Genomic DNA, 10,263 nt, shown 5'->3' on the forward strand with positions numbered 1-10,263 from the left:
CCCTCGGCGAGCCTCTCCCCCAGCGCGGCGGCCACGTCGCCGCCGGCCTTGGACACCAGCACGCCGGCCACGGCGGTCGACAGGACCGGGCCGGGCGCCATGCGTGCGGCGGCGGTCTCGAGCATGCAGGCCAGGTCCACGATCTCCGCGCCGGCGCCGCCGTGCTCTTCGGCGATCGCCACGCCGAACAGTCCCAGTTCGGCGAGCTGCGGCCACAGGGCCTTCCAGGCGTCAGGGTCAGTTTCCTGGGCGCGTACCGTGGTCACGGGATCGGCGGACTTGGCCCAGGCCTTGATCGAACTCTGAATCTCGGTCTGATCCGGGGTGGTGGCAATGCTCACGTATGACTCCTCGGCACAACGGGGTTCGCTAGCAGCACGACCACCTGTGATCGTGCCCTCCCCCACATAATAGAACCTGTTCTAGGAAACGTGTTCTAGAATGCATCAGCACGGCCCGATCCGCACAACCGGGTCCCAGACCCACCCAGCGCAGAAGGTTCGCCCATGACCAGAAGCTCGACCGCCGCCGACGCCATCGGTGGTGGCGCACCCGCCCAGGCCATCCGCACCGAGGAGCCCACCTCGTCGTCGCAGCGCGAGCGGCGTCGCCGCATTCTCGATGCGACTCTCGCCCTCGCGGCAAAGGGCGGTTACGAGGCCGTGCAGATGCGCGCGGTCGCGGAGAAGGCCGAGGTCGCGGTGGGTACCCTCTACCGTTATTTCCCCTCCAAGGTGCACCTGCTCGTCTCGGCGCTGGCCCGCGAGTTCCGCCGCCTGGACCAGCGCACCGAGCGCAGCGCCCCGCCCGGGGACACGGCGCAGGAGCGGATGAAGGTCGTGGTGGAGATGATCACCAAGGCCATGCAGAGCCAGCCTAACCTCACCGAGGCCATGACGCGCGCGTTCATGTTCGCCGACGCGTCCGTGGCCAACGAGGTCGAGGAGGTGGGCTTCTATATGGACCGGATCATCGCCCGCGCCATGGCCCAGGGCACGCCGGACGAGGTGCAGTTGTCCATCGCGCGTGTCGTGTCGGACGTGTGGATGTCCAACCTCGTCGCGTGGCTCACCCGCCGCTCGTCGGCCGCGGATGTCAGCCAGCGGCTGGCCCTGACCATCGATCTGCTGCTCGGCACGGACGATTCGCCGCGCCGCGCGCGCCTGCACACGGCGATCGGCAACGGCAACGGCGAGGGCGAGAACGGCCACGGTCCCGCCGAGTCAGGAACCACCGCCGCCGCGGGAGACGCCCCGGAGCACGACGACGACGCCGTCACCCCCTAGCCCGCCCGGCAGCACCCCGGGCTCTCGTCCAGGGGCTCTGGCCAGTTCCGGAAAGCAATCTTTCGGCCATTTCGAGCATCCGTGGAACCAGGTGGCCGTCGCGGGCCGTCGTACGTGGTGACGAGCACTCATCACCATCGGGGGGCCCATGGCTGACATCACCGACGTTCACCCGGAGAACCTGCGCGCTCTTGCCGGGACTCTTGTCGCGAAGGATCAGATCCTTGACGGCCGGACCCCGGCGGGTGCCTTGACCACCCTCGCTCAGGCGCTGCGCGGGTCCCTGATCGACGCCTCCCATAACGGGGTCTCACTCGACATCCTGAACATCCAGGAGCAGGTCGTCACCCATATCAATTCCGAGGTCAGGGCGCTGAACGAGGGCGCGGAAATCATCCAGAACGCTGACCAGGACAACGCAGCGGCCATGTGCGTCATGGAGCCGCCACGATGACGCTGACCATCTCTGCGGTCTCGGCGTGGGATTTCGCGACTGTCGCCGCGCAACTGGATAACCTCCGTGCCGATCAGCCGGTGTTCGAGGAGTCGGCAGCCGAGATCGAGCAGAAGGTCGCTTCCACTCTCGGCGGGTTCGAGTGCTACACGGTGTCGGTGTCGACGGACAGCTGCGACGCCCTGGTCCGGAAAGTCAGGGACATCGGTCAGAAGCTCGAGCGCCTGATTGCGGCCCTCGACACGTTCTGCGCCACCGCGCCCGATCTCCGCCGCAAACTATTGAAAGACAGGGCCGCGGCGATCGAGGCCCTGTGCCGGGTGGAGGACGATGGCACGGTTCGGCCACCATTGATCATCGGGGAGCCCACCGACCCGGAGGTCATCCAGGCCCACGAGGAGGGCGCCGCTACGGCCACAAGGTTCCAGGATCGGATCATGCCGACCTTGGATGAGCTGAAGGCGCTGGACCTCGAGGCCGCCAACGTCCTCTGTGATATTTCCGGTGAGAAGCCGTACGTGTTCTACCCGTACGACCCCGACAAGGCCTCGATCGATCCCAGGACGCTGGCCGCTACCACCACAGTTTCGACCAGTACCGGGGCCACAAAAACCGCCGCTATGGCTCTCGACGCCTCGAGCACGGTCCTCCGCGGGTTCCCGATCTTCGGCAACGTTCTGAACCTCGGCATCGGATTAGCAACCAGTCCGGAACAGGAAAGCGTGGTTGAAACCCTCGCCATCGAGGGCGGCGGCATCGCCGCCGCGGCAGGCTCCGCTGCCGTCGCCGGCGCGACCGCCGGAAGTGTCGTGCCCGGGTGGGGAACCGCAGCCGGGTTCGTCGGCGGCTTGATTGGAGGCGTCGCGAGCACAACAGTCCTGCGGGACTACGTCAACGAAAAGCGCGCTGATGGAAAGGAGGGGTACTGGTGATCAAGTACCGCTGGGATCCTGATGCGGAGGGGCCGATCTCAGTCGAATGGCGCCGCCGCATGTTCACTGACAACACCAGGCGGGCGCTGATCGCCTGTGTCGGTTTCACGATGCTCGGCGTCTTCGGATTATTCCTTGCGCTGCGCGCCGCGACGACGTGGAATTCCCACAACTCTGTGATCCTCATCTGGGTGGGCGTGGGAGCGCTGGGGGCCGGAGCCGCCGCCAATCTCGTCATCCAATCCGAGGTGATCCCCCCGGCGAAAAACGTCGTCCGCGTCGCCGATGGGATCACCGAGGTAAGTAGCACTCGCGGATCGCTCGGTTTTGCGTTCCTGTTCGTAGCCCTACTTGGGCTTGCCACAGTGGTGATCGGGCTTCTCGTCGGCATGCAGCAGGGCATCATTCCGCAGGACAGACGAGGCAACGTCTACTCGGTGTCGTTTATTCTCATCTTTCTGCTCGGTTCGACGCTCTTTCTCCTCACTTTCCGCCCGATGGGGTTCCACCTGGAGTTCTCGCCGCTCGGCGTGTACGCCAACATCGGTGAGTTAACGGCTGAAATCCCCTGGGACTCCATCGTCGAACTCAACACGCACTACGGAAATGGTTTCGGGCACAACGACGGGATCGGGTTGGTCATCACCGATCAGGAGTTAGTTCGCGGCATAAAGCGTCGATCGCCGTCAGACCCCGTCCCGTTGGCACTGCACTTCTTCAATGTCGACGAGGACACGTTGTACAACGTCTTCGTCGCGGCGCATCTTCATCCCGTGGTCAGGCAGCTCTTCGGCACCGAGGAGGGACGATGCCTGTTCGATGGCCCGCCCCGCCACCTACGGCATGCGATGGCCCTCACCGAGGTCTGGATGCCGTGGGAGCAGGAAGTCCACAAAGCGCTCAGCCGAGTCGCCACCGATCCCACCGAGCCAGCGGCGCTGGCGCAGCCCACCGAGCCAACCGAGTCCGCCGACCCCGCGCTCTAATGCACCCACCGGCGCCACGACATTCGTCGCAGTCCTCGCTACCTCGACATTCCCGCGGAGCTACGCCGAAGAATTGCGCGCAAACGCAAAGAAGGATTTCGAATGGTGAGCAACGCAGGGCCTGACGACGCAGTGCAGGTCACGTCACTTGAGTGGCGCCGGCACTTCTACCGGGTCGGCAGTGGCCCGGCACTTGTCGGCTGTGTCGTCGCCTCACTCATCGCCATCATCGGTTTCACCGGTGCTGTTCTCGCTGCAGCGCAATGGGATTCTCACAACGCTGTGGTCCTGATCTGGGCAGGCACGGGATTGTTCGGATCGGGTATGGCCGCGAGTCTGATCTTCCAGTCCCAAATTCTCCCCCCGGCGATGAATACCGTCAGCATCTCCAACGGGGTCACCGTTGTTCGCAGCGCGGGGGGAATGCAGAGCTTTGTCTTCGTGTCCGTGGCGATGCTCGGATTCGTCATGCTGTTCATCGGATTGCTCGTCGGAATGCGTCATGGAGTGATCCCGCAGGACAGGCGCGGCAATGTCGTGACGGTCTCGTTATTTCTTGTTTTCGTACTCGCCATGCTGATCAGACAGCTTCTCGTCACCCGGGTAGGACATGCCCTGGAGTTTTCGCCACACGACCTGTACGTCCACATCGGCGAGACCAGGGCAGAGATCCCATGGAACTCCATCGTCGAGACACACTTGCACCACGGAAAAGGAATTGGGCACAACGACGGTATCGGGCTCACCATCACAGACCAGGCCTCTGTCGCCGAACCCATGTTCACCGGCGAACCCCGACGTCTGCCGGGCGCTCCCCTCCCCATCGCGCTTTTCAATTTCAGCGTCGATGAGGACACGCTGTTCAACGTCATCGCCGCTGCCCACTCGCATCCCGAGGTCAGGCAGCTATTCGGCAGCGAGGAGGGAAGAGTCCTGTTCGACGGACCTTCCCGCGACCTGCGTCGGACGATGCGCCGCTCGGAGGTCTGGTTACCGTGGGAGCGAGGCGTTCATGCAGCGCTTTACCCCGTCGCCCCCGCCACATCCGACAATCCCGGCGCGCCAGAAATACTGGCCCCGGACACGGCCCCGGCTCCTGTCCCGGCCACCGAGGACACGGCAGTCCCCGGATCGGCGGACACGACCCTGGGCTGACGCGGTTGCCCGGGTCGCGACAGCTGGGCCCTGGCCTGTGTCCTTGGCCAGGGCCCGCGAGCAGTCAGGGAACCACGACAGTCGGGACGTCCCGCACCACGTCGGAGACATCAGCCGACCACCGGAGCGGACCGTCTGACGGACTCCAGTCGGTCAGGAGCTCGGAGACCTTGGTCGTCATCGCCCGGCCGAGCCGCAGGAACGAGGTCTCGGCCCGCTCGTCGACCTCGCCGAGGATGAGCCACCACGCCCACGCCACGGCGCCAGCGTTCGCCACGAAGTCCGGCACCACGACGATCCCGCGAGCGGTGAGATCGAGCTCGGCATCAGCGGTAGTGGCGGCGTTGGCTGCCTCGACGATCACCGGGGCCGTCACCTGCGAGCAGTTCTCGGCGGTGATCGCGTACGAGACCGCGGCGGGAACCAGGATGTCGACGTCCATGCCGAGGATCGCGTCGCGGTCCAGTCGCTGCACGCGGGCGGGAACGGCGTCGCGGTCGATCTCGCCATAGCGGTCGCGGGTCTCCAGCAGCGCGGGCACATCGAGCCCGGCCGGGTCGTAGAGGGTGCCGGCGGCATCGGCCAGCGCCACCACCCGCATTCCGGCTTCGTGCAGGTACCAGGCGGCGCCGCCGCCCATGGTGCCCACGCCCTGGATGGCGACGCTGGTCCGTTCGATGTCCAGGTCACGCACGCTCGCGGCGGCCAGGCACGCCTGCGCGACTCCGTACCCGCCGATCACATCGCCCAGCAGTCCGCCGGGCACCTCCGAGCACAGGCCCCGATAGATGCGGTCGGTGGTCGCGACGCAGTTCGATGACCGCTCGATCGCCGCGTGATACGACTGGCGCATCCCCAGCCGGGCGAACACCTCGTCGATGAGCTGCTGCGTCACTCCCAGATCCTCGGCAGTCACCCAGTGCCGGTCGAGGAACGGGTGCATGGCCTCGCAGAAACGGGTCAGGACATCCACGGCGCGAGGATCCTTGGGATCGAAATCGATGCCGCCCTTCGCGCCTCCGACGGGCAGGTCGAATGCCGCGGTCTTGCGGGTCATGCCGCGGGCCAGGTCCTCGACCTCACGCAGGGTGCAGCCGGCCCGCATGCGGGTGCCGCCGGTCGCCAGTCCCCCGACGAGGGTGTCCACCACCAGGTATCCGCGGGCACCAGTGAGTGAGTCCTCCCAATGCAGCCGCAGGTACGGCTCGCGGTGCGCCCGGCCCGGGGCCACCGTCGCCGGCGCTGGCGCGGGTGCGTCCGCCGGCTGGAGGGCGGCACCCGTCGTAGCCGGGCCTACCCCGGGGTTGCTTGCCTTGCCGGGAATCTCGATCGACGTCATGATGCTCGCCTCCTCGCTGTGGCATCCGCCCGTCGGGGCGGTGTCGTCGACCGGACGATCCGGTGACGTACTCCCAGGATGAGAGGCATTTTGCGGCCGGTCCAGCGAGGATTGGTGGAGTCCACCGTTCAGTTTTCCTGCACGATCCCCGCCGCCCTCCTTACGCTGACGCCATGGAGCCGTCACTGCACCGCTTGCGGTTGCTCCACGAGTTGGAGCGACGTGGCACGGTCACGGCCGTCGCGACGGCCCTCGACTACACCGTGTCGGCAGTGTCCCAGCAACTGGCGCTCCTTGAACGGGAGGCCGGGACGCCGTTGTTCGAGCGGAGGGGCCGCGGCCTGGTGCTCACCGAGGCCGGGCTCCTGCTCGCCGGGCACGCGCGCACGATCCTCGCGGCGGTCGAGGACGCGGGGCACGCGATGGAGTCGGCGCGCTCGGGCGGCGCCACCACATTGACGGCCGGCGTGTGGGCGTCAGTGGCCACGGCGCTACTGCCTGCCGGACTCACCATCCTGGGCCGCGACCACCCGGAGATCAGCGTCCGAACCCGGGAGCTCGCACCCGAGGACACCACCGGCGCGGTCCGCGATGGATCGCTGGACCTGTCGTTCGTGCTGGACTACTCGAGCTATCCGATGGCCCGGGTTCCCGATCTCGTCCGTGTCCCGATCGCGGTCGAGTCCTTGCACGCAGTCGTCCCGACGGGATCGATCCGCGCCGATGAGGTATCGCTGCCGGACCTCGCGGGCGCGCCCTGGGTGATCGCCCATCCGCGGTCCCATTTCGGACGCGCGGTCCGGATCGCCTGCCGTGAGGCCGGCTTCGATCCGGAGGTGAAGCACGAGGCCGGCGAGCAGTCGACGGCGCTCGCGTTGGTGGCCGCCGGGCTGGGCGTGACCGTCGCCTCCGACCTCGGCCTCGTCCCCACACCCGAGGGCGTCGACATCCTCCCGCTCGTCGAGGCACCGACCCGCACTGTGTCCATTGCGTTCCGGGAGCGCGACACCCGGCGCCGCCCGCTGCAGGCGTTCGTCGATGCGGTCGCCGAAGGCGCGGCCCACCTCGGGCTCACCCCGGCAGCCTGACCCCGGCCGGCCCGCGCCCCGCGCCAGCTAGTGCCGCCGCGCGAGGAAGTCCGGCCGCCGCGGAGTGCCCGCGTACGGCTCGGTCAGCGCGTTCTCGACACTGTTGAACACGATGAACACGTTGGCCCGCGGCATGGGCGTGATGTTCCCGCCGGAGGCGTGCAGCGCGTTGCAGTCGAACATCGTCATGGACCCCGCCGGGCCGGTCAGCACGTCGAGCCCGTGCGAGCGGTACAGCTCGGTGATGTGTTCCTCGGACGGCACCCCGACCTTCGGCGCGGTCGTCACGAGCGACTCCTTGTAGTAGTCCTCCGGCGTCTCGCCCGCGCACTGCACGAAGTACTTCTGGGTGCCCGGCATGATCATGAGCGGCCCGTTGTAGGTGCGGTTGGGGGTGAGCGCGATCGAGGCACTGCAGGCGCGCGGCCGGGGCATGCCGTCCTCGGCGTGCCAGGTCTCGAAGTCCGAGTGCCAGTAGAAGGCCCCGCCGGCGAATCCGGGTTTGTAGTTGAGCCGGCTCTGGTGCACGTACACCTCGGAGCCGAGGATCTCGCGGGCCAGGTCGAGGGCGCCGGAGCGCTCGACGGCCTCCCACACCACGTCGCTGAGCAGGTGCACGTCGAAGATGGAGCGAACGGCCTCGCTGCCGGATTCGCGGATGATGCGCGGGTCGTCGGCCATGGCCGGGTCCTCGCCGATCCGGCGCAGCTCCTCGAGGCAGGCATCGATCCGGTCATCGTCGAGCGCACGGTCGCGCTGGATGTAGCCGCGCTCGGCAAAGTCGCGGACCTCGGGATCGTCCAGGTCGGACCACACCACGGGGTCCGGTCGGTCGACGATCACCGGGGCACCGCTCACGCGGGTGACGTAGTCATCGACGGCCAGGGGCATTGTTCTCCTCTCGGTTGGTGGCGCGTGATTCTCATGCGCCTCTCAGCCCGACCGTAGAAGCCCCCTCGACCCCGGACAACCGGTCACCCACTCACGTATCCTCGACCTTTATCCACCGCCGGCGCGGGTTCGCCGCCGCCGAGCCACGTCCGCAAGTGGGCGAGGAACTGTGCGGAGAGGGTGTCGCGCCACCCCACCACGTCGCCGGACATGTGGGGACTGATGTGCGCGCCAGGCACCGTCCAGAGCGGGTCGCCCTCGGGAAGAGGTTCGACGACGACGACGTCGAGGTGCGCCGAGAGTCGGCCGGATTCCAACTCCACGGTCAATGACGGCTGATCGATGAGCTCGCCGCGACCGACGTTGATCACATGGGCACCATCGGCAAGTGCCGCCAGCTCCTGCGCACCGAGCATCCCCCGGGTGTCTTCGGTCAGGGGCGCGACCATCACCAGGTGGTCGATGCCAGGAAGATGGTGGGCCAGGTGCGCGGACTCCACGACGTGACCGAAATCAGGGTCGTGGTCTCGTCGTCGTCGTCCGGCTCCACAGACGTCGAGCCCCACGGCGCGTAACAGTCGCGCGGTGGCCCGCCCGATCCCGCCTGTTCCGACGATCAGGGCGCGGCGGCCGGCCACCCGCGTGGTCTCGCGGTGACGCCACTGCCCGGCGCGCTGGAGTGCCTCGGTCTCGTGCAGGCGTTTGTCGTGGGCCATGACGCAGGCCAGCACGTACTCGGCGATGGGGCCGTCGAAGACGCCGCGGGCGTTGGTGACCAGCACGTCGGAGGCGCGCAGCTCGTCGAACAGGAGCTTGTCGACGCCGGCGGCGGCCACGTGGATCCAGCGCAGGGAGTCGGCGGCGTGCCAGGCGGCGGCCAGGGCGCCGGAGAAGATGTCCCAGACGAGCAGGACCTCGGCGCCCGGGAGGGCCTCGGCGAGGGTGTCGGCGGTGGCGACCCGCACGTCGGCGAGCTCGCGCACGGCAACCAGGTCGCTCGGTTCGGGGACCCCGTCGGCGGTGAGGAGCACGACGGTCGGGCGGTGCCCGCTCTCGGTTCCGGTCGGGCGCTGGGGCTCTGGCTGGCGCGTCATGGGACCACCGTAACCCGGCAGAAAAAGAGTGTTGTCGGATTGTTGACAATCTTGCCTTGCGGTCACACACTTGCCGCATGAGCGCGAACCTGTCCCCCGTCCTCAAGCAGGCCACGCCCGTCGTGGTGGACCACGCCTCCGGCTCGTGGATCCACGGCACCGACGGCCGCGACTACCTCGACTTCACCACCGGCATCGGCGTCACCTCCACCGGCCACTGCCACCCGGAGGTGGTGGCGGCCGCGCAGGCGCAGTGCGCCAAGATCATCCACGCGCAGTACACGACCGTCATGCACCAGCCGCTGCTCGAGCTCACCACGAAGCTCGGCGAGCACCTGCCGGCGGGCATCGACTCGGTGTTCTACGCCAACTCCGGCTCGGAGGCCGTCGAGGCCGCGGTGCGCCTGGCGCGCATGGCCACCGGCCGGCAGTACATCGTCACCGTCCAGCGCGGGTTCCACGGCCGCACCGTCGCCGCCGCGAGCCTCACCACCGCCGGCACGCGGTTCGCCGCCGGGTTCGGCCCGCTCATGTCGGGCGTCGCCCAGACCCCCTACCCCGACGCACTGCGGCTGGGGATGACCGAGGACGAGGCCGTGGACTACGCGCTGGCCGAGTTCGACTTCCTGCTGGCCACCCGCGTCGACCCGCGCGAGTTGGCGGGGATCGTGATCGAGCCGGTGCTTGGCGACGGCGGCTACATGGCCGTTCCGCAGCGCTACCTGCAGGGACTACGCGAACGCGCCACCGCGCACGGGGCGCTGCTGGTGCTCGACGAGGTGCAGGCCGGTGTCGGGCGCACCGGCCGGTTCTGGGGACACCAGCACACCGACGGGCTGGTCCCGGACGTGATCATCACCGCCAAGGGCATCGCCTCCGGCTTCCCCATCTCCGCGATCGCCGCGCCGGAGGAGATCATGGCCAAGGCCTGGCCCGGCTCGCAGGGCGGCACCTACGGCGGCAACGCGGTGGCGGCGGCGGCCGCGGTGGCCACGCTCGAGGTGGTCGAGCGCGAGGGCCTGGTCGCCAACGCCGCGG

Annotated in this window: 11 protein-coding genes; 7 read left to right on the forward strand and 4 right to left on the reverse strand. The window is 68.1% G+C overall.

Annotated elements, in window-relative coordinates:
* Positions 1 to 341, reverse strand: a 341-nt coding sequence (locus G6016_RS08355; protein ID WP_182632203.1) for an acyl-CoA dehydrogenase family protein, incomplete at its 3' end; no start/stop codon positions are given.
* A 165-nt stretch (positions 342 to 506) separates the two neighbouring features.
* Here G6016_RS08355 and kstR point away from each other — a divergent pair.
* The 5 genes from kstR to G6016_RS08380 all read left to right on the forward strand — a co-directional run bounded on the left by kstR (position 507) and on the right by G6016_RS08380 (position 4,813).
* Positions 507 to 1,286, forward strand: coding sequence for a cholesterol catabolism transcriptional regulator KstR (gene kstR, locus G6016_RS08360; RefSeq protein WP_182632204.1), 780 nt, complete (start codon positions 507 to 509; stop codon positions 1,284 to 1,286).
* A gap of 148 nt (positions 1,287 to 1,434) precedes the next feature.
* A complete protein-coding gene (locus G6016_RS08365) occupies positions 1,435 to 1,740 on the forward strand; it encodes a hypothetical protein (protein WP_182632205.1) in 306 nt (101 codons plus the stop codon).
* Positions 1,737 to 2,672, forward strand: a complete 936-nt coding sequence (locus G6016_RS08370) for a hypothetical protein (protein WP_182632206.1) — start codon at positions 1,737 to 1,739, stop codon at positions 2,670 to 2,672. Before G6016_RS08365 ends, G6016_RS08370 begins: the two co-directional genes overlap by 4 nt.
* Positions 2,669 to 3,658, forward strand: a complete 990-nt coding sequence (locus G6016_RS08375; RefSeq protein ID WP_182632207.1) for a hypothetical protein — start codon at positions 2,669 to 2,671, stop codon at positions 3,656 to 3,658. The genes G6016_RS08370 and G6016_RS08375 overlap by 4 nt, the downstream gene beginning before the upstream one ends.
* Before the next feature lie 102 nt (positions 3,659 to 3,760).
* Positions 3,761 to 4,813 carry a hypothetical protein gene (locus G6016_RS08380; RefSeq protein WP_182632208.1) on the forward strand — a complete coding sequence of 351 codons (1,053 nt, stop codon included), beginning with the start codon at positions 3,761 to 3,763 and terminating at the stop codon, positions 4,811 to 4,813.
* A gap of 64 nt (positions 4,814 to 4,877) precedes the next feature.
* Here G6016_RS08380 and G6016_RS08385 read toward each other — a convergent pair whose 3' ends face one another.
* A complete protein-coding gene (locus G6016_RS08385) occupies positions 4,878 to 6,152 on the reverse strand; it encodes a Glu/Leu/Phe/Val dehydrogenase dimerization domain-containing protein (protein WP_182632209.1) in 1,275 nt (424 codons plus the stop codon).
* Between the two features lie 173 nt (positions 6,153 to 6,325).
* Here G6016_RS08385 and G6016_RS08390 point away from each other — a divergent pair, with 173 nt between their 5' ends.
* Entirely contained in the window at positions 6,326 to 7,240 is a 915-nt protein-coding gene (locus G6016_RS08390; RefSeq protein WP_182632210.1) for a LysR family transcriptional regulator, read from the forward strand.
* 27 nt (positions 7,241 to 7,267) lie between these two features.
* Here G6016_RS08390 and thpD read toward each other — a convergent pair whose 3' ends face one another.
* Together thpD and G6016_RS08400 are read right to left on the reverse strand one after the other, a co-directional pair.
* On the reverse strand, positions 7,268 to 8,131 hold the full coding sequence (gene thpD, locus G6016_RS08395; RefSeq protein ID WP_182632211.1) for an ectoine hydroxylase: 864 nt from the start codon (positions 8,129 to 8,131) through the stop codon (positions 7,268 to 7,270).
* Between the two features lie 83 nt (positions 8,132 to 8,214).
* Positions 8,215 to 9,225, reverse strand: coding sequence for a D-2-hydroxyacid dehydrogenase (locus tag G6016_RS08400; protein WP_182632212.1), 1,011 nt, complete (start codon positions 9,223 to 9,225; stop codon positions 8,215 to 8,217).
* Positions 9,226 to 9,302: 77 nt separating this feature from the next.
* On the opposite strand from G6016_RS08400, the gene G6016_RS08405 reads away from it, so the two are divergent.
* Positions 9,303 to 10,263: aspartate aminotransferase family protein (locus G6016_RS08405; RefSeq protein WP_194306208.1), on the forward strand; the 961-nt coding region annotated here is incomplete at its 3' end.

Source organism: Dietzia aerolata (genome assembly GCF_014144865.1).
GTDB lineage: Bacteria > Actinomycetota > Actinomycetes > Mycobacteriales > Mycobacteriaceae > Dietzia > Dietzia aerolata.